The organism is Kitasatospora sp. NPDC058190 (genome assembly GCF_042883685.1).
Classification (GTDB): domain Bacteria; phylum Actinomycetota; class Actinomycetes; order Streptomycetales; family Streptomycetaceae; genus Kitasatospora.
This window is the reverse complement of the sequence record NZ_JBHVVI010000042.1, coordinates 43,136-68,488: the sequence shown is the minus strand read 5'-3', so window position 1 is coordinate 68,488 and position 25,353 is coordinate 43,136. Positions and strand designations below refer to the sequence as shown.

The 25,353-nt window shown below is 72.3% G+C and carries 29 protein-coding genes; 18 read left to right on the top strand and 11 right to left on the bottom strand.

Going from position 1 to position 25,353, the window contains the following annotated elements; all coding sequences use genetic code 11:
- Window positions 1-648: 648 nt before the first annotated feature.
- On the bottom strand, window positions 649-789 hold the full coding sequence (locus tag ACFVWU_RS20480; RefSeq protein WP_387622752.1) for a DUF397 domain-containing protein: 141 nt from the start codon (window positions 787-789) through the stop codon (window positions 649-651).
- Window positions 743-1,645 carry a Scr1 family TA system antitoxin-like transcriptional regulator gene (locus ACFVWU_RS20475; protein ID WP_387622750.1) on the bottom strand — a complete coding sequence of 301 codons (903 nt, stop codon included), beginning with the start codon at window positions 1,643-1,645 and terminating at the stop codon, window positions 743-745. Before ACFVWU_RS20475 ends, ACFVWU_RS20480 begins: the two co-directional genes overlap by 47 nt.
- A gap of 207 nt (window positions 1,646-1,852) precedes the next feature.
- Here ACFVWU_RS20475 and ACFVWU_RS20470 point away from each other — a divergent pair, with 207 nt between their 5' ends.
- From ACFVWU_RS20470 to ACFVWU_RS20450, 5 genes are all read left to right on the top strand, one after another.
- A complete protein-coding gene (locus ACFVWU_RS20470) occupies window positions 1,853-2,164 on the top strand; it encodes a hypothetical protein (RefSeq protein WP_387622747.1) in 312 nt (103 codons plus the stop codon).
- Between the two features lie 96 nt (window positions 2,165-2,260).
- Window positions 2,261-2,767, top strand: a complete 507-nt coding sequence (locus ACFVWU_RS20465; RefSeq protein ID WP_387622745.1) for a SigE family RNA polymerase sigma factor — start codon at window positions 2,261-2,263, stop codon at window positions 2,765-2,767.
- A 66-nt stretch (window positions 2,768-2,833) separates the two neighbouring features.
- Window positions 2,834-3,634 carry a hypothetical protein gene (locus ACFVWU_RS20460; protein ID WP_387622742.1) on the top strand — a complete coding sequence of 267 codons (801 nt, stop codon included), beginning with the start codon at window positions 2,834-2,836 and terminating at the stop codon, window positions 3,632-3,634.
- Between the two features lie 92 nt (window positions 3,635-3,726).
- Window positions 3,727-4,203 carry a DUF6228 family protein gene (locus ACFVWU_RS20455; protein WP_387622740.1) on the top strand — a complete coding sequence of 159 codons (477 nt, stop codon included), beginning with the start codon at window positions 3,727-3,729 and terminating at the stop codon, window positions 4,201-4,203.
- Window positions 4,191-4,418, top strand: a complete 228-nt coding sequence (locus tag ACFVWU_RS20450) for a hypothetical protein (RefSeq protein WP_387622738.1) — start codon at window positions 4,191-4,193, stop codon at window positions 4,416-4,418. Before ACFVWU_RS20455 ends, ACFVWU_RS20450 begins: the two co-directional genes overlap by 13 nt.
- 170 nt (window positions 4,419-4,588) lie before the next feature.
- Here ACFVWU_RS20450 and ACFVWU_RS20445 read toward each other — a convergent pair whose 3' ends face one another.
- Window positions 4,589-5,110 (bottom strand): PadR family transcriptional regulator, encoded by a 522-nt coding sequence (locus ACFVWU_RS20445; protein WP_387622735.1) that lies wholly within the window; start codon window positions 5,108-5,110, stop codon window positions 4,589-4,591.
- 108 nt (window positions 5,111-5,218) lie between these two features.
- Between ACFVWU_RS20445 and ACFVWU_RS20440 the strand changes: the two genes are divergently transcribed.
- Window positions 5,219-5,785 carry a hypothetical protein gene (locus tag ACFVWU_RS20440; RefSeq protein ID WP_387622732.1) on the top strand — a complete coding sequence of 189 codons (567 nt, stop codon included), beginning with the start codon at window positions 5,219-5,221 and terminating at the stop codon, window positions 5,783-5,785.
- A 67-nt stretch (window positions 5,786-5,852) separates the two neighbouring features.
- Complete coding sequence (locus ACFVWU_RS20435; protein WP_387622730.1) at window positions 5,853-6,476, top strand: TMEM175 family protein; 624 nt, start codon at window positions 5,853-5,855, stop codon at window positions 6,474-6,476.
- 646 nt (window positions 6,477-7,122) lie between these two features.
- Here ACFVWU_RS20435 and ACFVWU_RS20430 read toward each other — a convergent pair.
- Window positions 7,123-8,379: an alpha/beta hydrolase gene (locus tag ACFVWU_RS20430; protein WP_387622727.1), complete on the bottom strand. Its 1,257-nt coding sequence runs from the start codon at window positions 8,377-8,379 to the stop codon at window positions 7,123-7,125.
- Window positions 8,380-8,499: 120 nt separating this feature from the next.
- Here ACFVWU_RS20430 and ACFVWU_RS20425 point away from each other — a divergent pair, with 120 nt between their 5' ends.
- Complete coding sequence (locus tag ACFVWU_RS20425; protein ID WP_387622724.1) at window positions 8,500-8,946, top strand: MarR family winged helix-turn-helix transcriptional regulator; 447 nt, start codon at window positions 8,500-8,502, stop codon at window positions 8,944-8,946.
- Between the two features lie 155 nt (window positions 8,947-9,101).
- Here ACFVWU_RS20425 and ACFVWU_RS20420 read toward each other — a convergent pair whose 3' ends face one another.
- A complete protein-coding gene (locus ACFVWU_RS20420; protein ID WP_387622721.1) occupies window positions 9,102-9,809 on the bottom strand; it encodes a TetR/AcrR family transcriptional regulator in 708 nt (235 codons plus the stop codon).
- Between the two features lie 141 nt (window positions 9,810-9,950).
- Here ACFVWU_RS20420 and ACFVWU_RS20415 point away from each other — a divergent pair, with 141 nt between their 5' ends.
- The 4 genes from ACFVWU_RS20415 (at window position 9,951) to ACFVWU_RS20400 (ending at window position 14,005) form a co-directional block, all read left to right on the top strand.
- A complete protein-coding gene (locus tag ACFVWU_RS20415) occupies window positions 9,951-10,652 on the top strand; it encodes an NAD(P)-dependent oxidoreductase (RefSeq protein WP_387622718.1) in 702 nt (233 codons plus the stop codon).
- Between the two features lie 153 nt (window positions 10,653-10,805).
- Window positions 10,806-11,651: a DUF3626 domain-containing protein gene (locus ACFVWU_RS20410; RefSeq protein WP_387622716.1), complete on the top strand. Its 846-nt coding sequence runs from the start codon at window positions 10,806-10,808 to the stop codon at window positions 11,649-11,651.
- Window positions 11,652-11,740: 89 nt separating this feature from the next.
- On the top strand, window positions 11,741-13,279 hold the full coding sequence (locus ACFVWU_RS20405) for an AMP-binding protein (protein ID WP_387622713.1): 1,539 nt from the start codon (window positions 11,741-11,743) through the stop codon (window positions 13,277-13,279).
- A 108-nt stretch (window positions 13,280-13,387) separates the two neighbouring features.
- Window positions 13,388-14,005, top strand: a complete 618-nt coding sequence (locus ACFVWU_RS20400) for a TIGR03086 family metal-binding protein (protein ID WP_387622710.1) — start codon at window positions 13,388-13,390, stop codon at window positions 14,003-14,005.
- Between the two features lie 128 nt (window positions 14,006-14,133).
- Here the strand turns inward: ACFVWU_RS20400 and ACFVWU_RS20395 are convergent, their stop codons facing one another.
- Entirely contained in the window at window positions 14,134-15,039 is a 906-nt protein-coding gene (locus tag ACFVWU_RS20395; protein WP_387622707.1) for a LysR family transcriptional regulator, read from the bottom strand.
- Between the two features lie 93 nt (window positions 15,040-15,132).
- On the opposite strand from ACFVWU_RS20395, the gene ACFVWU_RS20390 reads away from it, so the two are divergent.
- Window positions 15,133-15,477: a DoxX family protein gene (locus ACFVWU_RS20390; RefSeq protein ID WP_387622704.1), complete on the top strand. Its 345-nt coding sequence runs from the start codon at window positions 15,133-15,135 to the stop codon at window positions 15,475-15,477.
- 18 nt (window positions 15,478-15,495) lie between these two features.
- Here the strand turns inward: ACFVWU_RS20390 and ACFVWU_RS20385 are convergent, their stop codons facing one another.
- Window positions 15,496-16,278, bottom strand: a complete 783-nt coding sequence (locus ACFVWU_RS20385) for an alpha/beta fold hydrolase (protein WP_387622701.1) — start codon at window positions 16,276-16,278, stop codon at window positions 15,496-15,498.
- Window positions 16,279-16,387: 109 nt separating this feature from the next.
- Between ACFVWU_RS20385 and ACFVWU_RS20380 the strand changes: the two genes are divergently transcribed.
- Window positions 16,388-17,740: a hypothetical protein gene (locus tag ACFVWU_RS20380; protein ID WP_387622698.1), complete on the top strand. Its 1,353-nt coding sequence runs from the start codon at window positions 16,388-16,390 to the stop codon at window positions 17,738-17,740.
- Between the two features lie 60 nt (window positions 17,741-17,800).
- Here ACFVWU_RS20380 and ACFVWU_RS20375 read toward each other — a convergent pair whose 3' ends face one another.
- On the bottom strand, window positions 17,801-18,286 hold the full coding sequence (locus tag ACFVWU_RS20375; RefSeq protein WP_387622695.1) for an SRPBCC family protein: 486 nt from the start codon (window positions 18,284-18,286) through the stop codon (window positions 17,801-17,803).
- A gap of 225 nt (window positions 18,287-18,511) precedes the next feature.
- Complete coding sequence (locus tag ACFVWU_RS20370) at window positions 18,512-19,033, bottom strand: hypothetical protein (protein WP_387622692.1); 522 nt, start codon at window positions 19,031-19,033, stop codon at window positions 18,512-18,514.
- 210 nt (window positions 19,034-19,243) lie between these two features.
- Here ACFVWU_RS20370 and ACFVWU_RS20365 point away from each other — a divergent pair, with 210 nt between their 5' ends.
- Window positions 19,244-20,161 (top strand): sigma-70 family RNA polymerase sigma factor, encoded by a 918-nt coding sequence (locus tag ACFVWU_RS20365; protein ID WP_387622689.1) that lies wholly within the window; start codon window positions 19,244-19,246, stop codon window positions 20,159-20,161.
- Between the two features lie 47 nt (window positions 20,162-20,208).
- On the opposite strand, the gene ACFVWU_RS20360 is transcribed toward ACFVWU_RS20365, so the two are convergent.
- Both ACFVWU_RS20360 and ACFVWU_RS20355 read right to left on the bottom strand, forming a co-directional pair.
- Window positions 20,209-20,391, bottom strand: coding sequence for a DUF664 domain-containing protein (locus tag ACFVWU_RS20360; protein ID WP_387622686.1), 183 nt, complete (start codon window positions 20,389-20,391; stop codon window positions 20,209-20,211).
- A gap of 36 nt (window positions 20,392-20,427) precedes the next feature.
- Window positions 20,428-21,003 (bottom strand): nucleosidase, encoded by a 576-nt coding sequence (locus tag ACFVWU_RS20355; protein WP_387622684.1) that lies wholly within the window; start codon window positions 21,001-21,003, stop codon window positions 20,428-20,430.
- 317 nt (window positions 21,004-21,320) lie between these two features.
- Here ACFVWU_RS20355 and ACFVWU_RS20350 point away from each other — a divergent pair, with 317 nt between their 5' ends.
- The 3 genes from ACFVWU_RS20350 to ACFVWU_RS20340 all read left to right on the top strand — a co-directional run bounded on the left by ACFVWU_RS20350 (window position 21,321) and on the right by ACFVWU_RS20340 (window position 25,353).
- Window positions 21,321-22,820 carry a hypothetical protein gene (locus ACFVWU_RS20350; protein ID WP_387622682.1) on the top strand — a complete coding sequence of 500 codons (1,500 nt, stop codon included), beginning with the start codon at window positions 21,321-21,323 and terminating at the stop codon, window positions 22,818-22,820.
- Window positions 22,821-22,834: 14 nt separating this feature from the next.
- Complete coding sequence (locus tag ACFVWU_RS20345; protein ID WP_387622679.1) at window positions 22,835-23,779, top strand: glutamate ABC transporter substrate-binding protein; 945 nt, start codon at window positions 22,835-22,837, stop codon at window positions 23,777-23,779.
- A gap of 212 nt (window positions 23,780-23,991) precedes the next feature.
- Window positions 23,992-25,353 carry a hypothetical protein gene (locus ACFVWU_RS20340; protein WP_387622677.1) on the top strand — a complete coding sequence of 454 codons (1,362 nt, stop codon included), beginning with the start codon at window positions 23,992-23,994 and terminating at the stop codon, window positions 25,351-25,353.

The window sequence follows — 25,353 nt, the reverse complement described above, 5'->3', positions numbered from 1 at the left end:
CCATGCCTACAACGCGGACGGCAAGGAGATCTACAACCAGAAGACGCAGCCCACAGCCAAGAACGCCCGTCAGTAGGCGTCACCTCAGGCACTTGTCATTTTCTCAGCCGCAGTCTCACGCCGATGTCACGTCGCAGGTCAGCGACTTGCATCGAACGGGCGTGCTGGCATCGGCCTGTCACGCCGCCCGTCACAGGCAGGAGTCCCGAGGAACCTGACAGATCAACCGGAAAGACCCGCTGACAAGTCGCCCGGAAGTCTACGCATCGCCGCAGGTCGCGGCCTTCCGAGTGACAAGTACAGCACCTACGAGGGCATCCGCCAGCGGCTGCTGGCGGAGGACACCCTCACCACCGGAGCCGGTCCTACGAGGGGCACGTCAGTCGACGGCGGGCGAAGGCAGGTTCGGGCTCGAACTGGACTTCGGCCAGGCGCCGACGGAAGGCCAGACCTTCGCCACGTTGATGAGTACGGATGGCGGGCGAACCTGGCAGGCGAGAGGAGTCGGCCTGAAGGACCCGAGGATTTCGCTCGATCGAAGCCAGTTCCCGCCCGGGACGGAGGTGAGGGTGCGGGTGATCTCGACCAACGGGTTCACCAGCACGACATCGGATATTGAGAGCTTCCGAGTCTGAGGACGCGAAGGCCTCAGGGTTGGAAGTCGCCAGTCTGAACGCCGGAGACGAAGGACTCCCAGGCCGACGTGGAGAAGAGGAGGATCGGGCCGTTGGGGTCCTTCGAGTCACGCACTGGGACGGCGCCGGGGAGGGATTCGAGGGCTACCTCGATGCAGTTGCCGCCGTTGGTGCCGCTGTAGCTGCTCTTCCGCCAGGCGACTGCGGCGAGCTCGTTGCTCTTCATCTCTGAACCCCTCCAGCGCCTCGGCGATCAGCCGAAGCGAGTCGCTCTCTGACAGGCATTCGCCACGGAGCCGATCATAGCGACGCTGGTGCCTGGCCACGGTGGCAGAATCACCGCTCAGATGACCTCGATCGAGGCTCTCCGAGTACACCACGCGCTGCCCGTCCGGCAGCTCCAGCAACACCATATCCGTGTCAATGAGGGTTCGCCGGTTCGCGAACGGCGCCACGTGAATGACGACGTTCCGAAGCTGGGCCACCCGCAGAAGGTGCTCCATCTGACATCTCATCACGTTGGGCCCACCCACGACCCTACGGATGGCGCTCTCATCGAGGATAACCAGCAACAGCGGCCCGTCAGGCACGAGAAAGCGACTCTGCCGACTGAGTCGAGCCCTGGTCAGCTCCTCGATCTCCTCCGCGTTGCCCGCCGCATCGCCCGCAGCGAAGAGCGCACGCGCATACTGCCAGCACTGCAACAGGCCGTGCACCACGCTGTCCTGGTACGCCCGCATCCCGATGGCGATGGCCTCATGGTCCACGTACTCCTGGAACCAGTCCGGGTGCTCGATCGAAGCGTTCCAATCGACCCGCCCGTACAGCCGCTTCAGCAAGTCCCCGGTGCCGTACAGCCGGTCGAGCTCCTCGACCTCCTCGATCGACGGCCTCCGCTTCCCGCCCTCGGTCCGCGAGACCACCGTCCGGTCGCAGTGCAGGAGCTTGCCCACGTCCTCCTGGACGTAGCCCGCCGCCTCGCGCGCGTAGCGGATCTCCTCGCCGAACATGATCGCGGAGCTCGCCGTGGTCCCCCGCCTGCTCTTCCGCTGTGCCATCACTGCCCCCAGTTGTGCGCCGCACGTCCCACACGCCGATTTGGCGTCACCGTACCTCCGCAGCCTCGATGATTGACACCAGAACGCAATCATTTGCATGCATAGCGTGATTGCGCACTACTCTCGCGCTCCCTCATCCGCCCCCTGAGGAACTCCGCCATGCCCAAAACCCTCGACGCCCGCGACCTCGCGATCGTCGACCTCTTCCTCACCGCCATCGACGCCATGGGCGGCATCCGCGCCGGCCACCAGCACGGCCTGGCCCGCTGGTTCACCACCGGCAACCTGACCGCCGCCTACCTCTCCCTCGCCGCCGCCCACCCCCTCCCCCGCACCGGCGACCCCACCCGCTACTGGACCACCCTCGTCACCGCCGGCGAACTCCTCTCCACCACCCCCACCCCCGACGCCCGCATCAGGCTCGCCCTCACCCACTGCCGCACCCGCGCCGCCCAGGCCACCGCCCCCTGAAGGAGAATTCGGCTGCCCGCACGACATCCTGACGCCTCACGTAGTCATGAAGGGTATGCACGGCGATCACAGGACGAGCGAACGGGCGGGAACCGAGTGAAATCAGCACAGGAGGATGAGTACCTGGAATTCGTGACAGCAAGGGCGAAGGCGCTGTACCGCTCGGCGTACGTCCTCGCGGCCGGCGACACGCACCTTGCCGAGGACCTGGTCCAGGAGACCCTCAGCCGGGTGTACGTGCACTGGAAGCGGGTGGCCCGTGCGGACAACCCGGTTGCCTACGCCCAGACGGTACTGGTCCGCACCTTCCTCAGCCTGCGGCGTCGGCGCAGCACCGCCGAGCGCCCCATCGGGAACATGCCCGACAGTGCGGCCATCGGCCCGGACACCGCGCTGCGGCTCACCCTGCTGGACGCGCTCGGCCAACTGCCGCCCCGCGACCGGGCGGTGCTGCTGCTGCGCTACTGGGAGGACCGCAGCATCGAGGAGACCGCCCGGATGCTCAGGCTGAGCAGCAGTGCGGTCCGCTCCCAGGGCACCCGCGCACTCGGCAGGGTGCGTGCGCTGCTCGGCGACAGCCTGTCCGACCTGGTTCCGCACTGAGCACCGGTGCCCGCAGGTCAACACCATCACGAAGCCCCCGTCAGCAACAGAGAAGGTGACGCCAGCATGCCGTTCGAAGCAGACCTCGCCCATGCCCTGGACCGCACGACCGACTCCCTCGAACCCGATCTCACCACGCTCCTGAGCGGAGCCGTCGAGCGCGGGCGCAGCCGTCGGCGTCGGCGCAGCGTCGGCGTCATCGCCGGGGTCGGCGCCTGCGCCGCGATCGCGGCAGCCGGCCTGGCGATCCCCGGCGCGCTCGCCGGGACCCGCTCCGCAGGATCCGACATCGAGCCGGCGGCGCTGGCGATGCCCCGTTCCGCGATCACCGACACCCAGATGATCCGGGCCCTGGAGCTGACGTTCCCGGGGGGCCGGTTCAGCCAGGAGACCGGGCAGAGCAACAACCCCTCGGATCCGTCCGGCGGGTACGTCGCCAACGGTGAACTGGTCGTCGACGACGGGCACGGCGCCGCCATGGTCGGCGTCTCGGCCGTGCGGCTCAAGCTGCCGCTCAGGGACGGCGACGGGCTGAGCTGCGAGCGGACACCCGCGCGTGCCGCAGGTGACACCTGCACGCTGAGCGAACTGCCGAGCAGTGCCTCGATTCCCGGCGGGGCCGTGGTGATGTCGGAGCAGAACGCCGCCCAGCACCCGGCCCGTGCCGACACCGCCCGCCGCTGGACGGTGACGGTGACCCTGAAGTCGACCGGCGCGCAGCTTCAGCTGGTGCAGTGGAACAGCACCGGCGGCAGTGGCCCCGACGCACCGAAGCCCACCCGGGCCGCTCCCCCGCTCCCCGAGCAGCAGGCGGTGGCCGCACTCACCGGTGCCACCTGGGCACCGATCCTCCATGCCGTCGGCTGACCCGGAGAGTCCGACCGCGTCGACGCCTCCCACCTGCCCGGTCAGACGGAATCGCGATGACTTCCGGCGCGAAGCCGTCTACTGTCCAGCGGATGAACGCCGAGCCCGCCGAGCCGACCGACACACCGGCCGTCACCGTCCACTCCCAGGACGACCCGACCGCCCGGGTCACGCTCACCGACCGCCACTTCCCCGACGAGTACGGGACCGGCTTCACGGTGGACCTGCACGGCGAAGGCCTCCGAGCCCGGGTCGACTCGGTCGTCGTCTGGGCGTGGGGACCGGAGCACCTGGCCGACTTCCTCGACAAGCTCGCCGCCGACTTCCGGGGCTGGGACGGCGAGCGCACCTGGAGCACCCACCACCTCACCCTGCGGGCCGTCTTCCGGTCCGGCGGCCACGTCGGCCTCACCTGGACCATCCGGCCGTGGACCACCCAGGAGAACTCCTGGGAAGCCTCGGTCACCACCTGGCTGGAGGGCGGGGAGCAGCTGGCCGCCTTCGCCTCGGACGTCCGCCGGTTCCTCAACTCCGGCACTGCGCTTGGGGGGCCTGCGTGTTCGTCGTGAAGACGTACCGCAGGAACCCCGCCGTCGACCACGACCGCCACGAGTCGACCGGCCTTCGCGCAGACCTGTACAGCGGGGCCCTGCCCGCCGGCCGACTGGTGATCGACCGGGCCGGCTATGACCAGGAATCCTCCCCCCTCCTGTTCTCGGCAGCCGCCGAACTCCTGCTCCACGTCCTGCTCGCCGGCGCCTTCGCAGCCCCGTCCAACCGATGATCAGGTCCTGGGCGACCACCGGCCGACTTCCCACAGCACTCCCCCAGCCGGCCGACGGCCCCGGCCCAGCCTGACAACACCAGCCCGCGCAGCGCAGGAAGTCGGCCCCACCGACTTCCTGCGCATTTCCGCTTCACGAAGCGCCCGAAGCGGCGCCCTCTGTCGCGTTCCTACAGGTGCTCGGTCAGCTGCTCGGCCGCCCACTCCGCCCAGCCCCCGGCGGACTGGGAGGCGCGGATGCCGAACTCCAGCGCCAGCCACTCGCAGACCTGGACGGGATCGCCACGCCACTCCGCGCCATCGCGGAGGCTTTCGAGGAAGGCGTTGCGTTCCTTGTTGCGGCGGGCGAACTCCTGGAGATAGGCGGCGCCCTCCTCGCGCTCCAGCGTCCACAGGAAGAAGACGCGCAGCAGTGCGGGGCTGCGGTAGGCGGCCTCGGCGCCGGGCCCGATCAGCCAGTCCCGCAGTTCGGCGCGACCCTCGTCGGTGATGCCGTACTCGCGGCGGTTGCGGGCGCCGGTGCCGGTGACCTCGATCAACCCGGCCTCACTGAGCCTGGCGAGTTCGCCGTAGACCTGGCTCTGCTTCGCCGGCCAGACGAAGGCGAGCGAGGACTCGAAGCGCTTCATGAGGTCGTATCCGCTACTGGGGTTCTCGGCCAGCAGGCCCAGGATCGCGTGGCGCAGGCTCATACGTGCACCCTACTACCGGGCTGACATGTCAGGACTGGACAGAACACCTATGACCCGTCATTCTTTGACCGTCCAATAGTGGAATGTGACTCCGGGGGGATCGCCGCGGTGAACTACGTTCGAGGTTTCGCACCATGGCTCTGCTATGCGGCGCTGAGCCCGCTCGACTGGAGGCTGGGCATGTGCGCCGCCGCCCTGGTCGCCGTCCTGTCGCTGGCCACCCGGCTCCGCGCCGGCGGCGTGGACCTGCTGGGCGCCGCCACGTGCGCGTTCTTCGTGGCGATGGCCGCGATCTCGCTCGCCGCCCCGGAATCGGGCCTGAACACCTGGACGTGCGCGCTGGCCAACGCCGTCCTCGCGGTGACGGCGCTGGCCTCCCTGGTGGTGCGCCGGCCGTTCACCCTCTCCATCGCCCGGTCCCAGGTGCCCCAGGAGTTCTGGAACGCACCCCGCTTCATCCGCGTCAACATGGTGCTGACCGGCGCGTGGACCACCGCGTTCGCCGCCGCTGCCGCTGCCTGCGCCCTCGTCGTCCGCTACGACCACGCCGCGGCGCTGCCCCTGATCACCGTGCAGGTCCTGGCGTTCGTGATCCCCTTCGCCTTCTCAGGCTGGTACGCCGGCCGGGCCCAGGCCGAGGCCGCCGCAGCTGCCGCCGAGCACACCACAGCCTGACCGTTCAACACTGCAATCGGAGGAATAGGAAGAGATGGTCGAGATGGCTGCGCAACACACAGGTGGGATGCCCGGCAAGCCCGACGAGGTCGAACTGGCCGGTCCGGAACGACTGATCTACTTCTCGGACGCCGTGATCGCCATCGCCATCACGCTGCTCGCGCTGGAGCTACCGGTCCCGACCGAAGGCGTCCACGGCAACAGCGCCGTTGTGCACTTCCTGCACGAGCACCTGACGGAGTACGCGGCGTTCCTCATCAGCTTCACGGCCGTCGCCATGCACTGGCTGTTCCACCAGCGCCTCTTCCGCTACGCCAAGGGGCTGACCGGCGGCGCGATCCTGTGGAACCTGCTGTGGCTGCTCATGATCGTCATCACGCCGTTCGCCACCAAGCTGCTGACCAGTGAGGCCGACGCGTACCAGGTCCAGTTCACCGTCTACGCGGCCAGCCAGGCCCTGGCGGGCCTGTTCCTCTGGCAGGCCTTCGCCACCCTGCGACGCTCCGGCCTGCTGCGCGACAACACCCCGCCCTCGGCGATCACCAACACCCTCTCCTGGATCGCCGCCGTGATCGTGACCTTCGCGGCCTCGATACCCCTCGCCCTGGTCACCCACTCGGCCTCGCTGTGCTGGACGCTCCTCCCGGCGGTCCGACTCGCCCTGCGCTTCGTCCGCCCGCAACGCCCCTGACCCACCGGGCGAGCCCCGCCCCCGACACCCCGCGCGGGAAGTCGACCCCATCGACTCCCCCCCGAGCTCCGCTGCGACGCAACCGAACGGCGGCCGCCCACGCCAGTCCCGATGTACTCGCGCTCCAGACACGGATATTGACGCTACGGCAGCTCCAACGCATCGTGCATCTCCAGTCATTCACACCAGCTTTCATGCAGGGGAGAGACATGGCTCATCGGAGGAACAGGCTCGCCGGGCTGCTCGCGGCCGGGCTGGTGATCGCGGGTACCGGGGTCACGCAGGCAGCGCCAGGCCGTCGCCCGCCGCTGCCGCTGCCAACGCCGACCGCACACGATCGAGGGGCGGCCCCATAAGAGGTTGCACATATAGGCAGGGGGGCGCTCCGGCAGGAAGGCCGACAACAGGTCCCGGCGATCGCGGAGTTGTGACACTCCGCAACTGCCGGGCAGACCTGTCCTGCCATCTCGGCTGGCCGAACCGTTCTGGGAGCCATTCGCAGCCCTGCCGTTCGAAGGTCCGACCTGTGATCCGGACCACCGTGCCGTTCGGCGACTCGTCGCTTCAGTTCGACGCAGAGAACGCGCGCGGCCGGTGCTTGTCGGCCCCCTCTCCTGCCGGTGAACGTCTCATCGATGCCCTGGCGTTATGCCTGGCCGGCGGCGGCGATCTGGGCGGGGGTAGCGCCGAGCCACCAGGTGGGGTTGGCGGTGCCGTCGGTGGTGCGGCCGTCGCTGTGGACGTAGTGGCGCACGTCGCGGCCCGGCTCGGCGAACTCGCCGTTCAGGGCTCGCTCGACCCACTCGGCACCGAACCGGAAGACCTCCGCGGCGACGCCGCCCAGCGGGTGGAACTCGTTCTCGTAGACACGCATCTCCTTGGGGGCGCGGACCCGCTCGTAGTTGGCCAGCGCCTGCTCCAGCACGGTGAGTTCGTCGAACTCGCCGATGCCGTACAGGACCGGGCAGGTGATCTTCCGGACCAGGTCGCCCAGCGGCATCCGGGCGACCAGCTCGGTGTCGAAGGCGTCCTCGTCGGTGTAGCCGGCCATGAACATGTAGTTGTTCTTGAAGGTCGGCTGGGCGCGCTCGAAGATGGTGGTGAAGTCGCCGGTGACGGCCTCGAAGGCGGCGAGCGCGGCCAGGCGCGGGTCGGTGGCGGCGGCGCGCGAGCCCCAGTAGCCGCTCATCGAGATGCCGAACATGCCGATCCGGGCCGCGTCGACCTCCGGCAGCGAGGCCAGGTGGTCGAGGTAGCGGCCGATCGCGCGCTCGTAGTTGGTCAGGTCGACGGTCAGCCCGTTCGCCCGACTCTCGCCCTGGCCCGGGCCCTCGATGGACAGGGCCACGATCCCGCGCGAGGTGTAGTACCGCTCGGCCGCGTAGATGTAGTCCTCCTTGATCATGTCCATCCCCGGACCGAGGATCACCGCCGGAGCGTTCCGGACCTCGCCGGCCGGCAGGTGGAGGAGGGCGAAGATCTGCTTGCCCTCGAAGTCGAGGGCCACCCGGCGCACCCGGTTGTCGCGCAGCGCACCCAGGCGCTCGACGCAGTGGTTGGCGTGCTCGCGGAAGGCGAGCTTGCGCGGATCGGCGGCGTCGAAGATCGAGTACTGCGCGCGGCCCCACATCACCGAGGCGCGCACGTACAGGTCGGCGGCGGTCTGCGCGAAGCCGCCCCGCTCGTGGTGGGCGGCGCGCTCCTCGGCCTGCCCGGCGATGGTGGCCCAGGCCTTCGGCAGCATCACGCCGCTCTGGACCAGGTCGAAGACCTTGTCGAAGTCGGTGTGGTCGTGGCCCAGCTGCTCCAAGGTGCCCTTGGCCTGGGGGTGCAGGGCGTCGAAGCCGCCCTGGGCGAGGGCGATGTCCAGGGCCCAGCTCTGGCCGGTCGAACGAACAGTCATGACAGGTGTCCTCAGGTGAAGGGGAGTGGCGCTCGGTGACGCCTAAGTACTTAATTATTAAGTACTTAGGCTAGACTGGTTGTCAACCCGCCCACCGATCAGCGACACGGAGACCCGCCGATGTCCGACACCACCCGCGATGCGGCCCTCGACCAACTCGCCCGCGCCGCCTACAGCCTCAGCGCCGCCGACTCCCGCCTGCGTGGACGCGCCACCCGCACCCACGGCGCGCTCTCCCTCACCCATGCCCGCGCCCTGCGGGTGCTGGCCGAGGCGGGCCCGCTGCCGATCGGCCGGCTCGCCGCCGCCACCGAAACCACTGGCGCCGCCACCACCCAACTGGTCAACGGCCTCGCCGCCGTCGGCTACGTCACCCGCGAACGCCCCGCCAACGACAAGAGATCCGTCCTGGTCGCCCTCACCGACGCAGGCCGAAGCCGCCACCACGAACGCCAGGCCGCCCTGACCCAGGCACTCGACGCCGCACTCGCACACCACGACACCACTGCCCTGGGCGCCGCGACCGACGTCCTACGGCAGCTCGCCGCCATCTACGACCAGCTCTAGAGCCCGCCCGGAGCCAGCCGCCGATCCGGACCAGGACACCGACGGAGAAGCCCGCTCCCGCCAGATGGGTTGCAGGCCGCGCACGCGCAGGCGTGGACCCGGACGCGTAGGACGCCCCTCGCGGCGCCGCGTAGGAAGTCGACCCCGCCGACTTCCTACGCGAGGCCCAACGTTCGTACCAACTGGCTGAGTTCGGCGCGGAAGAGCTTGTCAGGCGCGAGCGTCTGGGCGCTCAGGTGGCCGTAGACCTCCAGTGCGACCAGCCCGTGCAGGTGGCCCCAGATCCGCAGCGCCAGAGCCACCCCGGCCGGCGGTAGGGCGGGGAACGCCGGGCGGACCTTGCCAAGCAGGCCGGGGTCGAAGTCGTCCCAGTCGAACTCGTCGCCCCCGTGGGCCGGTTGGGCAGCGGTCCAGGCGGCGTCGGCCAGCGCGGCGATGCCTACGCAGACCCGGCGGGCGGCGTCCGGCGCCGGACCGCCGTCGGGGGCCCGGTAGCCGGGGACGGGGTCGCCGTAGATCAGCCGGAAGCCCTCGGGGTTGGCCAGCGCCCAGCCCCGGAAGGCGTGCGCCCAGGCCTGGATCCGCACCGCCGGGGTGCCCTGCGCGGACGCCGCCCAGGCGGCGTCGACGGCGTCGGCGAGCGCGGTGTAGACGTCCTCGATGAGGGCGGTGACCAGGTCGTCGCGGGCGGCGAAGTAGCCGTAGATGGCGTTGGCGGTCATGCCCATCTCGCGGGCGATCGCCCGCAGGGTGATCGCGTCCGGGCCGCCACCGCCCATCAACTCCAGTGCGGTGCGCTTGATCTCGGCGGTCGTCTCGGCCCGCAGCCGCTCGCGTCGTCCGGTGCTTCGGGTGCCTGCCACGGGCTCACTCTACAGCGTCACCCGCCTGATTGCCGTTCAGAAACTTCACGCCGTATAGTTTTCGCACGGCGTGAGGCGGCTGCCTTGCGCCGCGCGTTCGCCATGACCACCGTGACCACCGCATGAATCAAGGGGAGAACCATGCACATCGGCGTCATCGGAGCCACCGGCACCATCGGCAGCCGGGTCGTCACCGAAGCCCTCCAACGCGGCCACCGCGTCACGGCGTTCAGCCGGGACGCTTCCGCGATCACCGACCGGCGGGAGAACCTCGCCTGGGCGAGCATCGACGTCCTGGACGCCAAGAGCATCGAAGCCGCCCTGCCCGGCCTGGACGTCCTGATCAGCGGCTTCCAGCCCGGGAACGCGGCGAAGGACTTCAACGACACCGTCCGGCGCTCGATCGCCGACCCGACCGTCTACGCCACCGCCGCGCGTGCTCTGCTCAAGGCCCTGGAGAGCCACCCGCGCACCCGACTGATCGTCATCGGCGGCGCCGGCAGCCTGGAAATCGAGCCGGGCGTCGTCCGCGCCGACCACGACGAGCTCATCCACGCCTCGCTCGACGAACTCGGCCTGCCCCGCGAGTACGCCGCCGCCGTGCGAGGCCACCGCGAGGCGCTGAACGTCCTGCGCGCCTCGAACCGGCTCTGGACCTACTTCAGCCCCGCCGAGCAGATCGGCCCCGGCGAGCGCACCGGCCGCTTCCGCATCGGCGGCGACCAGCCCGTCCTGGACGCCGACGGCGCGAGCCGGATCTCGGCGGAGGACGCCGCGGTCGCCCTGGTCGACGAGGCCGAGCTGCCCCGCTTCGTCCAGCGCCGCTTCACCATCGGCTACTGAACCGCCGCTACCGAACCACCACCGCGCGGGAAGTCGGCCGGTCCGACTTCCCGTGCGGCGTCCCGTGAAAGCACCCGCGAGACCCGAAGTCCGCGCAAGGCCGAGCCCGGAAACCCGCGTGCACCGGCCGATCGGCTCGGGGACACTACGGAAATGAGCACCGACGCCATCCCGACACCGCAGGACCAGGCCCTCGGGCACGTCGCCGCGCTGTCCTCCGGCCCGCCGGTGGACCCGACGCTGCGGCTGACCCTCAACTTCCATCCGGACCGCACGGCGAACGGCCGACCGATCCTGGAAGCCCTCGCGGAGGACGGCGTCTACCGCTCCCAGTTCGTCACCGGGACCAGCAACGGCGGCCTGACCGCCCACCCCGGCGGGGACCGCTGGCGCTGGGAGAGCCGGATCTTCAACGGCGCCTACGACGCCGCGCCTTCCGCCGAGCGACCCGTCTACGGGGCACTGAACTTCCGCCGCAAACCGGTCGGCGCCGCACCGCGCTTCGGCTCCGCCCACTTCCGGCTCACCGCCCAGGTGTTGGGACGCAGCACCTTCTGCTACCCGGACAGCTTCCTGGAACCCTCGGACTTCGGCACCGCCGAGCGCATGGGGCTGATCGACATCGCCCTGGCGGACCGCCAGGACAGCCTCGACGACTACATCGAGGCGCAGGTGCACGGCCCGGTCCGGCTGGCCGGCGACGTCGAGGCCCTGGTCCTGGACCCCTGCTACCGGGGCACGGCCGTCGAGCGGGCCGCCCGGCGCCTGCCCTGCCCGGTCGAGTGGCACCCCGGTTTCCGACTCACCGTCGACGATCTGCGCCGTCACCCCACCTTCCGCGGGAAGGAGTTCGTCGACCTGGGCGCCGCGATCGCCGTCGACGGCGCGCTCGATCCCGCCGTCGTCGGTGCTGCCGCCGCCACCGGCCGGCACGACCCGCAGGCGGTCAAGAAGGTCTGGCACTACCTGGCGCGCTTCGGCTCACCCGGGTATTCCTGATATCTGAGTGATCATCAACTCGCTGCCAAGAAACGGAGGATAGGGATAGTCTGTCGAACATGGTTGCAAACTACAAAGAAGAAGTGGCCATGACCGACGCGGAGTTCGTCAGCGGCCCGGCCCTGATCCTCCGGTCCCTCTCCTCCGACCCCGATCGGCCGGCCATCACCACCGCCGACGGCGTGGAGATCACCGCCGGTGAGTTCGCCGCGGCCACCTACCGACTGGCCCACGAACTCATCGCCCGGGGCGTGACCCGGGGCATGACCGTCTCCCTGCTCGCCGGCAACACCGCCGAGGCACTCAGCGCCCGCTACGCCGTCGGCCTCGCGGGCGCCCGCGTGGTGAGCCTGTACGACGGCATGGGCGCCCCGGTCCTGGCCGAGATCGTCACCAGCGTCGACACCGCCGTCCTGCTGGTGGACGCCGAACGGTACGCGACGGCCCCCGAGTTGCTCGCCCTGGTCGACGTGCCGACGGTCCTCACCCTGGGCCCCGGCCCGGCCTCGATCGGCGAGGACGCCATCGCCGCCTCCGCCCACCGCCCCGCCGAGCAGCCGGACGTCCGGCTCGGCCCGGACGACCACCTGGGCATCCGCCACACCGGCGGCACCACCGGCATCCCCAAGGGCATCCTCAGCCTGCACGGCCCCTACCGGAGCATCTTCGACGCCCCGTACACCGGCCCGGTCGGCGGTGCGCCGACCCGCTACCTCGCGGCCACCTCGCTCGCCCACATGTCCGGGATCTTCACCGACCTGGCGCTCTTCCACGGCGGCTCGGTGGTCATCCAGCGCTCCTTCGAGCCCGGCGACGTCCTGGCGGCCATCGAGCGCGAGCGCATCACCGAGATGTGGGTCCTGCCGCCGCTGCTCTACCGGCTGCTCGACCATCCGGCGATCGGCCGCACCGACCTGTCCAGCATGCAGAAGATCCTCTACGGGGGCTGCGCCGCCTCGCCGACCCGGATCCGCGAGGCGCTCAAGGTGTTCGGGCCGGTCCTGGCGGGCGGCTACGGGATGTCGGAGGCGCAGTACATCGCCATGCTCGGCCCGCACGAGCACGACCGGGTCGGGCACGGCGGCCAGGTCTCGGTCGGCCGGCCCGTTCCCGGCACCGAGGTGGTGATCCGCTCCGCCGACGGCACCGAGCTGCCGACCGGCGAGCAGGGCGAGATCCACGTCCGCTCGGCCACCCTGATGGCCGGGTACTGGAAGCAGCCCGACCTCACCGCCGAGGTGATGCGCGACGGCTGGCTGAACACCGGCGACATCGGCTATCTCGACCAGGACGGCTACCTCTACCTGGCCGACCGGGTCAAGGACAAGATCATCGTGGTCGGCGGGCACGTCTACCCCTCCGAGGTGGAGGACCTGCTGCTCACCCACCCGGCGATCGCCCAGTGCGCCGTGTTCGGCGTGCGCGACGCCCAGGAGGCCGAGCACGTCCACGTCGCGGTCGTCCCCGCGCCGGGGCAGCAGCCGGAGCTGGCGGACGTCCGCGCGTTCGTCACCGCGAACAAGGGCCGGATCTACGCACCGGAGGCCCTGCACCTGGTCGCCGAGATCCCGCTCACCTCGGTGGGCAAGCCGGACAAGAAGCGGCTGCGCGACTCCTACGCGGGCTGACCCCGCCCGGGGCGTTTCCCTTCCCACTGGAAGGGCGCGGGGAAACGCCCCGGCGCGAGGTCCGAAACCCGCCGGACCGGACGGGCCTCCGCCCTCAGGATGGTCCGCATGACCAGCGGCGCCTTCGACGGCCTCCTCGACCGATTCCTGCTCGCCGGTGCCGAGTTCGAGCAGCACCTGCGTGCCGTCCGTCCCGCGCAGTGGGCCCTGCCCACCCCCTGCACCGCCTGGAACGTGCGGCAGTTGGCGAACCACATGACCCGGGGGAACCTCAACTACCTGCTCCTGCTGAACGGTGGCGACCGCTCCGAGTTCCTGCGCCTGCGCGAGGCCGACGCCCTGGGCCCGGACCCCCTCGCCGCCTACACCGCGTCCGTCCGTCGGCTCGCCGAGGCCTTCGGCCAACAGGGCGCCCTGTGCCGGATCCTCGACCACCCCCTCGGCCCGCTCGCCGGCCGACAGGCCCTCGCGGTACGCATCACGGACAGCATCGTCCACACCTGGGACCTCGCCACCGCCCTCGGCCTGGACGACACCCTCCACCCCGGCCTGGTGGCCTGGATCTCCGACCACCTCGACGCGATCTACGCCGGGCTCCCCGAAACCCCCGTCGCGCCCGACACCACCCACCGCTTCTTCGCCGCCCCTGAAGGCGAACCCGCCCCCGCAGCCTCCCGACAGGCCCGCCTGCTGCACCGGATGGGACGCTCACCGAATCCGCGCTGAACCCCGCGCAGATCCCCACCGGATGTCACCCCACCGTGGGGTTTGGCTCAACGAACCACCGCCCGGCTGCCGAGAAGCCAACGGGGGGTGGCGGCGCTGAGGGCCGCCACCCCGCCGCTCGCCGAAGCTCACTCGTCCAGGCCGTCCAGGGACTCCAGGCAGCACCGCACGAAGTCCCGCACCACCGGGTTGTCGTCGTCCACCGGAGCCCAGGCGACCCCGACCCGGCTGGGGCTGACGCCGCTCACCGGCCGGTAGGTGATCCCGGGCCGGGCGTAGAAGCGGGCCGTGGACTCGGGGGCGAGAGCGACCCCGTAGCCGTTGGCGATGGCGCTCAGCCAGTCGTCCGGCTGGTCGACCACGGCACCGATCCGGACGGGGTGCCCCTCGCGCTCGTCGGCGGCGGTCCAGTAGTCCCGCCAGGCTCCGGTCTCGGACGGGGCGGCGACGAAGGGCTCGTCCCACAGCTCCCGGAACGGGACCACCTCGCGGGCCGCCAGCGGGTGCGCCGAGGGCAGCGCCACCCAGCGCGGCTCGGTGGACAGTTCGGCCACCCGCAGCCGCTCCTGCCCGGGGAACGGCAGCCGCAGCAGCGCCGCGTCCACGTCCCCCGCCGCCAGGCCGGCCGTCGGGTCCGACCAGGTGGTGGCATGCCGCATGTCGACCCGCCAGCCCGGGCGGCGGCGGGTGAACTCGGCGACGATCCGCGGAGTGGCCTCGTTGGCGGCGCTGGCCAGGAAGCCGACCCGCAGGACGCGTTCGGCCCGGCTGGCCGCGGCCCTGGTCTCCCGCAGCGCGGCGTCCCACGCCGCCAGCAGCCCGGGCGCCCGCGCGGCCAGGGCGCGGCCGGCCTCGGTGAGGGCCATCCCGGCCCGGGAGCGGACGAACAGCGGGGTGCCGAGGTCGGTCTCCAGCTGCCGGATCCGCTTGGTCAGCGCGGGCTGGGAGACGTACAGCCGCTCGGCCGCGCGGGTCAGGCTGCCCTCCTCCGCGACGGCGGTGAAGTAGCGCAGCAGCCGGGTGTCCACATCCATTCCATCAGGTTATAGAAGCAGGTATTGGACGCAAGACGAGGCGCTGAGGAGGCTGGACGACGAGGAAGCACCCGCATCAGCCGAAGGAGTCCCATGTCCACCGCCTACGTGATCGTGGCCGTCGCCGCCATCGTCGCCAACGCCGGAATCGCCGCCGCGGACTTCGCCAAGGCGCCCTTCGTCCTCGCCAACTCCGCCGAGGTGAACGTCCAGCCGCAGTGGGTCCCGTGGCTCGCCGCGCTCAAGACGGCCGGGGCCGCCGGCCTGCTGATCGGCCTGGTCGCCTTCCCGCCCCTCGGCACCGCCGCCGCGGTGGGCCTGGTGCTGTTCTACATCGGCGCCGTGATCACCCACGTGCGGACCCGGGTCCTCCACAACATCTACTTCCCCGGCTTCTACCTCGCCCTGGCCGTCGCCACCCTCGCCCTCGCCCACTGAGCCCTCTGGGCCGGCCTGTCACAGCGTCGCGAGGAACTCCCGCACGGTGGCCGCGAGTTCGTCCGCCGCGCTGATCGGCAGCAGGTGGTCGCCGACCAGCTCGACCGCGACCGTCCCGGGGCGGCGGGCGACGATCCACTCCGCCTGCTCGGCCGGGATCACGCCCGCGCTGCCGCGCACCAGCAGGGCGGGGCAGGTGGTCGCCGTCCAGTCGGCCCAGTGGTCGCCGTGGACCAGTTCCTCCGAGTCGTACATGTCCTTGGGGTGGAAGGGCAGCCGCCAGCCGCCGTCCGCGTCCTCCCGCAGCCGGTCGGCGAAGTACGGGGCGGCCGGGCCGAGCGCGGCGATCAGCTCGTCCCGACTCGGGGCGCCGTAGGGCAGGTCGAGCAGGAAGGCCAGCGGGTTCGGCCCCTCCAGGCCGAGCTCCACCGGGGCCTCGACGTCGACGATCGCCTCGACCCGCTCGGGGTGGCGGGCGGCGAACTGGTAGGCGTTGATCCCGCCGAGCGAGTGGCCGAGCAACACGACCTTCTCCAGGCCCAGGTGGTCGAGCAGCGCCTCGATGTCGGCGAGGTAGCCCTCCCGCGAGTAGTCCGCGGCCCGCTCGGACTCCCCCTGGCCGCGCTGGTCGGGCGCGATCACCCGCCACTCGCCCCGGAGTTCGTCCGCGAGCCGGGCCCACACGGCCCCCTCGGACAGGTGCCCGTGCAGCGCGAGCAGCGGGCGGCCCGCTCCACCGAAGTCCAGGTAGGACAGGCGGCGGCCGTCGACGGTCAGTTCACTGCGGATGGCGTCGTTCATGTCGATTCCCCCTTGTGGAGCGGCTGATGTGATCACCATACTCAGAGTCAGACGTACGTGCAATACAAATGTCCAAGACGTTTGTCTGACCACGCCGGGAGGCCTCCGCATGACTCACCACCCGCCACACCACTGGACCGCCACCGAGCAACGCCTCTGGCACGCCTACCGCTGCGGCGAACGCCTCGACCTGCGCGACGGCGACCCCCAGGGCGACGACGACCCGGCCCGTTCCGCCACCTGGCCGCCCGAACGCACCGTCCGGGCCGAGGTGTTGACCCACCTGCTGCTCCAGCCCCCGCCCGCCGCACCGGGCCGGCTCGCCCGCCTCGATCTCCAGGGCGCCCACATCAGCGGCCGGCTCGACCTCACCGGCGCCCGGATCGCCGCCCCGGTCAAACTGCTGGGCTGCGGCTTCGCCGAACGCGTCCTGCTCGACTACGCCGAGGTCACCTGGTGGAACCTCAACGGCACCCACCTGCCCGGCCTGGACGCCGAGGGCCTTCGCGTCGGCCTCTGGCTCGGTCTGCGCGACGCCGTCGTCACCGACGAACTCTGGCTCCTCGACGCCCGCTTCTCCGGCGGCCTCGACCTCAGCGGCACCGTCCTGCGCGGCGCGGACGGCTTCGCCCTGATGGCCAAACAGATGACCGTCGACGGCGGCCTCCGCGCCCAGAACCTGCGCGCCGAAGGCGAGTTGCGGCTCTCCCGCACCCGGATCGCCGGCACCCTCGACCTCACCGACGCCCGCCTCACCCAGACCCACGGCGGCGCAGCCGACTTCGAGGACCTGCACGCCCGCCGGGTGCTCCTCGACCTCCACCCGGACTCCACGGGCACGCTGACCTTCACCGCCGCCGAACTCGGCACCCTGGTCGCCGACCCGGCCCGCTGGCCCGCCGGCTGCACCCTCGACCTCACCGCGACCGCCTTCACCGGCCTGGAACCCGCCGCCGACTGCCCGGCCCCCGCCCGCCTCGCCTGGCTGGCCTCGCACGTCACCGCGCCCTCCCCCGCCGTCTACGCCCGGGTCGCCGCCGCCTACCGCCAGGCCGGGCAGGAGCAGGCCGCCCGGGACGTCCTGATCCGCAAGGAACGCCGCCGCCACCAGTCCCTCGGCCCGGCCGGCCATGCCTGGGGCCTGCTCCTGGAAGCCGTCGTCGGCTACGGCTACCGCCCCGCCCGCGCCCTCCTCTGGCTCCTCCTGCTGCTGGCCGGCGGCACCGGCTACTTCGCCCTCACCGGAGCGCCCCGCGCCGTCAGCCCCGGCGGCGGCCCGGCCTGGGACCCACTGCTCTACGTCATGGACCTGGTGGTCCCCTTCCTCAGCCTCGGCCAACGCGCCGCCTGGGACCCGTCCGGCGCCGCCAAGGCCGCCGCCCTCGCCCTCACCGTCGCCGGCTGGATCCTCGCCACCGCCGTCGCGGGCGGCGCGGCCCGGGTGCTGAACCGGAGCGGCTGAACGGCCGACCTGCACGGGAAGTCGGCCGGGTCGACTTCCCGTGCGGGCCCGGTTCCGCCGTCAGGCCGCGCCGAAGTGCCGCTTGGTGTCGGCGATCAGCTTCCTCAGGAACGACGCCCCCGGCAGGTCCGTCAGCGCGGCCGGGCGGGCCAGCAGCGGGTGCGGCTCGTAGGCGAAGGTCCAGGTGAACCGGGTGCCGTGGGCGTGCGGCCGGACCACGTAGTCCTCGCCGAACCGCCGGTACAGCGGGAGGCTGGCCTCCGTGACCCGGAACGAGTGCCGCGTCCCCTCCTCCCACCGCACGAACTCCTCGCGCAGGTGCAGCAGTCCGAGCGCGGTGATCTCCCGCGTCGTGCCGACCCCGTGCGGCGCGGGCGAGGTGTACCGCCCGCCGGCCAGGCCCCGGCACCAGGCCAGCGGCGCGTCCCCGGCCAGCCCCCGCCACACCGTCTCCGGCGCCACCGGCAGGTCCATGGTGTACGAGTGCCGGTGCGGCGCGGTCTCGAAGAAGGACGGGTCGAAGCGTTCCAGCGTGAACCAGGCCATCGGGGCTCCTCCGGTAACGGGCGGTCCTGCTGAACCTAGCCCTCCTCCCGGCCGCGAAAGCTCCGGCGGTACTCCCTGGGCGCCGCACCCACCCTCGCCACGAACACCGGCCGCAGCGACACCGCCGAGGCGAAGCCGTGTTCGGACATCACCGCCGCGGCCGCCGTCCGGCGCACGGTCCACGGGGTGTCCAGTGAGGTCAGGCGGAGGTCCTGCTCCGGGCCGCTAGGGCCTGAACAGCGGCTCGTACGCGTTGCCCTCCACCGCGTTGAGCAGCGTGTACCGCTCCCCGAGGCCGAACGCGGCCTCTCGCAGCCGCGCCAACGCCTCGGCCGCCGTGGGGACTTCGAGCCCGAGCGCGGCCGCCGCCGCGTCCCGGTCGGCGAGCAGGTCGGGCTCGTCCTCCAGGTACTGCTCGGCCGCCTCCGCGCTCTCCTCCTCGGTCAGCCGCACGCAGTCCCGCCACCACGGCACCGCCAGCAGCAGCCGGACCATCTCCTCCAGCCCGGCGGCCGTCACCGCCGCGCCGCCCTCGGAGTCGGCGTACAGCACGGGCCGCTCGTCGCCGCCCTCTCCGCAGAGGAAGAAGGTGCCGCCCGCACCGCACTTGGCCACCTCCTCCAGGGCCTCCCCGGAGGCGAGCACGACCTCCTCCACGTGCGGGTAGGCGTCGAGGGAGAAGTCCCCCGGCCAGAGCAGGTAGTCGATGGCGACGGGGGTGGCCCGGAGGCGGTCAAGGAAGGACACGGCGGACAGCTTAGGCAGCCGGACGGACACTCAGGCCGCCGGCCGCTCCGACCCGCCGGCCCAGGGTGCCGGTGCCACCGGCGACCAGTACCGGGTCGTTCGTCACGATCGTCTCCGATTCGTCCCGGGCCAGGAGTTGATCTCCCCGCCGTAGCCGTTGTTGGGTGGCTCCTGCTGCCCTGACCCGAGGCGTCGAAGGAATGTGACACGGTGGACGAGAGATCTTCCCGGACCGCGCTGTTCGAGGAGCACCGGCCGCATCTGCGCGCGGTCGCGTACCGGATGCTCGGCTCGATCAGCGAGGCCGAGGACGCGCTCCAGGAGGCCTGGCTGCGGTACGACCGCACCGACACCGCCGGGGTGGAGAACCTCGGCGGCTGGCTGACCACGGTGGTCTCCCGGGTCTGTCTGAACCTGCTGCGCGACCGCGCCCAGCGCCGTGAGGAGCCGCTGGTGCCGACCGGGCCGGACGGGGAGACCGGCCCGGAGCGCATCCCGGACCCGCTGCTGCGGCGCGAGGGCGTGGTCGACCCGGAGCAGGAGGTGATGCTCGCGGACTCGGTCGGTCTGGCGCTGATGGTGGTGATGGAGTCGCTGTCGCCCGCCGAGCGGGTCGCCTTCGTGCTGCACGACATGTTCGCGGTGCCGTTCGAGGAGATCGCCCCGCTGATCGAGAGGACGGCGGCCGCGACCCGCCAACTCGCCAGCCGGGCCCGCCGCAAGGTGCAGGGGCAGGCGCCCGCGCCCGACCCGGACCTGGGCCGCCAGCGCCTCGCCGTGGACGCCTTCTTCGCCGCCGCCCGCAACGGCGACCTGGACGCCCTGGTCGCGGTGCTCGACCCGGACGTGGTGCTGCGCTCGGACGGCGGGGCCGGGCTGGCCCGGCACACCGTGGTGCTCAGCGGCGCCGCGACGGTCGCCGGCCAGGCCGTCCTGTGGGGCAAGCTGTCGCCGTTCGCCCGCCCGGCGCTGGTCAACGGCACCGCGGGCGCGGTGGTCATCGGCGCCAACGGCCGGGCGCTGTCGATCATGGCGTTCACCGTCGTGGACGGCGCGATCGCCGCGATCGACGTGATCCTCGACCCGGAGCGGCTGGCCTCCTTCGACCTCTCGGCCTTCCGCGACTGAGGGACGACACAGGGGTGGGAGGGCGGAAGACCCTCCCACCCCGCGGCTCACCGCCCGATCGCGCCGTCCAGCGGCTCGCGGATGACGTCCGCGGGCCCGGCGGGCCGCCCGGTCTCCTCGATCATGTGCGCCGGCACCCGGCGCGGCGACGGCCCCTCGACGTCATCGGGCCGCGGCGAGCGCGGAGCCCGCTCGGCTCGACGCGCCCCGGGCGCGGTGTTCCCGGCCACCGCCCACCCCGGCCACCGGAAAGGACCGACCGGCCGTCACCAGCCCTGGGCGTGCGCCCAGTCCGCGAGGTGCCGGGCGCAGTCGTCCACCGACTCCCGCCAGGTGTGCGCCGCGCCGTCCCCGGCCTCGTCGCTGACGTACTTCACCAGCCGCACCGGCACCCCGGCCCGGTGGGCGACGGTGGCGACGGCGTAGCCCTCCATGTCGACCAGGTCGGCGTGCTCGGCCAGCCGCTCGCGGGCGGCCGGGGAGTCGACGAACAGGTCGCCCGTGGCCAGCACCGGGCCGTCGCCCTTGCCGACCACCAGCGGGGCGCCGTAACTGCGGCCGGTCAGGGCCTGCAGGACCTCGGTGTTCAGGTCGTGCTGGATCACCTGGACCACGTGGTGGATGCCCTCCCAGCCCGGGCGCAGCGCGCCGGCCGTCCCGAGGTTGATCACCTCGGCGGGCTTCTCACCCCGGGCGAGCACGGTGGCCAGGGCCACGGCGGCGTTGACCTTCCCTATCCCGGTGAGCAGCACGGGCAGTCGCTCGTCCAGGTGGGCGGCCTCTTCGCGGACGGCGACGACGAGCAGCGGGCGGTCGGGTGAGATCGTTCCAAGCAGTCGCATGGGGCCCATGGTACGGAGCGGGTCGGCGCCCCACCTCGGGAGCCGCTTGATGGAACCGCGCGGGGCGCCGCCCGCGTCGCACGGGTCGCCACCTCTCCGCGCGAGCCGTACGAACCGTGCGCCCGCCGTACGCCGCCGTGCCGGACGTACGCCGCCGCCGCACAAGACGTACCGAACCGTGGGAGAGCGTGCGGAAACCGTGCACGACATGCTCAAGATCGGCGCAAGTCGGGTGTGGCCGGGAGGAGTCGCGGCCATACTGCTGCCATCGGTCGGGCCCCGGGTGTCGGGTCCGCACCCAGGGGAGGATGAGGCGGGTGGCAACACCAGTAGGCAACGGCGCACCGGGCGCCGCGTTCCCGGCGCGGCCGAGCGGTCCACCGGCCGTGCCGGCAGCGGCACCGGCGGCGGTACGAGGCGCGGCGCCGCCCGGCCTCCCCGCGCCCGGGCCCGGCGCGGCGCCGCCCGCGCAGCGCCCCCGGGCGGGTGCCGTGGAACGCGGCGTGCGCGCCCGGCTGGCCCAGGCCACCCGGACGCCCCCGGGGCGGCTGCGGCTGGCCGGGGTGGTGCTCGCGGTGCTCACGGTGGCCTTCGGCGGGCTCACCGCCTGGCAGTTGGAGACCAGGGCCTCGGCCGCCGACCGGGTGGTCTCGTACAGCCAGCCGCTCAGCCGGGACGCGGCCGAGATCCACCGCTCGCTGGCGGACGCCGCCACCACCGCGGCCACCGGCTTCCTGCTGGCCGGCACCGAGCCCAAGGACGTCCGGGACCGCTACGAGCAGGATCTCGCCCAGGCCGCCAAGTTGATCGCCCAGGCCGCCGCCCGTACCACGTCAACCTCCCCGGCGCAGGACTCACTCGCCCGGCTGAACCAGCAACTCCCGGTGTACGCCGGTCTGGTGGAAACCGCGCGGGCCGACAACCGGCAGGGCATCCCGCTCGGCGGCGCCTACCTGCGGTACGCCTCCGAACAGATGCAGAACGTCCTGCTGCCGGCCGCCGCCGAGCTGAAGGGCTTCGAGGACAAGGAGCTGGCGGACGACTACGCCGGGGCCAAGTCCGTGCCGTGGGGTGCGTACGGCCTGGCGGTGCTCACCCTGGCCGCGCTCGGCTGGGTGCAGCTGACGCTGTTCCGCCGCACCAACCGGGTGTTCAACATCGGTCTGCTGGGCGCCACCGCCGCCGTCCTCGCGGGCGCGCTCTGGCTCACCGTGGCCGGGCTGACCACCAGTTCGGCGTTGGAGCGGAGCGACCACGACGGCGCGACCCCGCTGCGGGCGCTCAACAACGCCCGGGTGGACGTGCTGACCGCCCGGCTGGCGGAGAACCTGCACCTGGTCGCGCGCGGCTCCACCACCAAGTACGCCGACCAGTGGGCGAGCGCCACCAAGCACCTGTCCGGCGACAACGCCAAGGACGTCCCGTTGGAGCGGCGCAGCGGCTCGCTCCCGGAGGCCGTCCGGCTCGCCCCGCCGGCCGCCGCCCAGCCCGTCCGCGAGGCCGCCGCGCAGTACGACGAGTGGCGCCAACGGCACGACAAGGCACGGACCTTGGAGGTCTTCAACGCCGACTACCAGGCCGCGCTGAACGCCACCGTGTCGGCCACCGACGCCACCAGCACGGCGGACGCCGCCTTCAACGCCACCGACAAGGCCCTCGGTCAGGCCGCCGACGCCGAGCAGGCGCGGTTCACCGACGCCGCCAAGGGCACCGCCACGGACCTGCGGCTGGCGGCCGGCGCGGCGGCCGCGCTCGCCCTGGTGGCCGCGGCCGCCGCGCTGCGGGGCCTCGGCCGGCGACTGGCCGAGTACCGGTAAGGGGGAACGGACAGATGCGCACCAGAACCGTACGGACCAGGAGCGCCGCGGCGCTGGCAGTGCTCGCGGCCTGCGCGACCGTGCTCGGCGGGGGCGGCCCCTCCGGCGCCGCACCGGCCGCCGCGACCAGCGCGCCGCAGGCCGTACAGCAGACGCGGGACCAGTCGGACACCTGCGACATCTACGGCAGCGTGCCGCCGAGCACGGTGGACGGCCTGGCCGTGAAGGCCATCAAGGCCAGGCACAGCCTGGTGATCGGCGTGGACCAGAACAGCTACCGCTGGGGCTCCCGCAATCCGAACACCGGCCAGATCGAGGGCTTCGACATCGACCTGGCCCGGGCCATCGGCACCGCCATCATGGGCAACCAGGGCCAGGTGGTGCTCAAGCCGGTCGCCACCGCCGACCGCGTCGACGCGGTGAAGAACGGCCGGGTCGACCTGATCGTCCGCACCATGACCGTCAACTGCGACCGGATGAAGGACGTGGCCTTCTCCAAGCCGTACTTCAGCATCTCCCAGCGCGTGCTGGTCCCGAAGGCGAGCCCGGCGACCAGCCTCGACGACGCGATCAACGGCAGGACCGTCTGCGCCGCCAAGGGCTCCACCGCCGCGACCGTGCTGGACGCCAAGAAGACCGCCAAGCAGGTCGTCTCGGTGGACAACCAGCTGGACTGCCTGGTCCTGATGCAGCTCGGCAAGGTCGACGCCACCATGACCGACGACGGCCTGGCGGCCGGTCAGGCGGCGCAGGACCAGACCGTGCGGATCGTCGACGGCGACACCCAGCCCGAGGTGATCAGCGTCGCCATGCTCAAGACCAGCCCCGACCTGACCGCCCGGGTCAACCAGGTGCTGGCCGACTACCACGCCGACGGCGACTGGGGGCGCTCGTACGACCGCTGGCTCAAGCCGTACATGCTCAACGACGCCGAGCACTACTGGCCGGTGCCGCACTGAGGCCCGGGCCGGGGCCGCACGAGTCGGGTACGGACCAGTGCGGACGCGGGGTGTTGACGCGGTCTTGACGCCCCGCGCCCGCGCCGCCCGAACGGCCACCAGCTAGGGTTCGGGACGATCACCACGGGGAGACCGGTGGTGGACACGGGGGTTGTCGTGGGATCACGCGTCACGGACGTCGGGATCGCACGCGAGGAAGGAAGGACACCGCGGTGGCGGCATCGGCTGGCCCGGTACTGAGCCGGGAGGAGGTGGACCGCGCGCTCGCGCGCCTCGGCGCGGAGCGGGACGCGGTCGAGTCGGCGCTGCTCGCCCTGCAGGACCACCCGGGCCTGCGGCTGCTGGACGGCGCCGAGCTGTCCGGCCGCACTCTGGAGCGCTGGGCCGTCGCCGGCAAGGGCCTGCCGCTGCTCTGGGCGCTGTTCGACCGCTACTCCGAGGCACTGGCCTCGGCCCGCGCCGTACGGGCCCGCAAGGCCAAACCCGGCGCACCCGAACTCGCCGAGCTCAGCGAGCTGTTGACCGGCGACGCGGTGACCGTTCCGGGCGGCGCGGTGCCGGACGGCCCGCACCTGCTCGGCGCGCCCGCCAAGCTGGTCGAGCGGATCAGCCTGGACGCGCTGATGGCCCGGATGAACTCCTGGTACGCGACCGTGCTGGAGGTGGTCAGCGCCGCCGACGCGGTCTGGTCGGCGCTGCCGGCCCGGATCGACCTGCTGCTGGCCGAACTCCACCGGGTGCGGACCCTGGCCGCCTCGCTCGGCGTCCGGGCCGGCGCCCACCCGCTCGGCGACGACCTCACCGGGCTGGAGCGCGACCTCACCGAACTGCGCACCGAGGTCCGCGAGGACCCGCTCGCACTGTGGCGCCCGGCCCGGGTGCCCGCCCAGCGCGGCACGGTGCCCGAGGGCTCGGCCTTCGCCACCCCCGCCGGGGTGGTCGACACCGAGCGCTTCGACCGGGCCGGGCGGGCGCTGGACGGCGTCCGGCTGGAGCTGGAGAACCTGCTGCGGCTGCGCGACGACGCCGAGGAGCGGCTCCAGGGCGTCGGCGACCTGCTCCAGCGGGCCGACGCCACCCTGGCCGAGGCCCGCCGGGCCCGCGGCGAGGTGCTGGCGAAGATAGCGTCCAGCGACGTCCCGGCGGTGCCCGGCCCGGCCTCGGCGCTGCGCGAACGGATCGTCACCGCGCTGGAGCTGCGCCAGGGCGGGCAGTGGGGCCGGCTGGCGCCGCTGCTGGACGCGCTGGAGGACGCCGCCGCCAAGGAGCTGGCCCGGGCCCGGCACTCGCTCACCGAGGTGACCCAGCCGCTGGCCGTCCGGGCCGAGCTGCGCGGCCGGCTGGACGCCTACAAGGCGATGGCGGCCCGGATGCGGGTCTCCGAGGACCCGGAAGTGATCGAGCGGTACGAGAAGGCGCGCTGGCTGCTGTGGAGCGCGCCCTGCGACCTGCGGGCGGCGGCGGCCGCGGTGGCCCGCTTCCAGCAATCGCTGCGCCCGGCCCAGGCCGAGCAGGAGACACCGCACAACGCGGCCGGCCAGACGCCGGTCGACGGACAGGTACAGGGGGGCTGA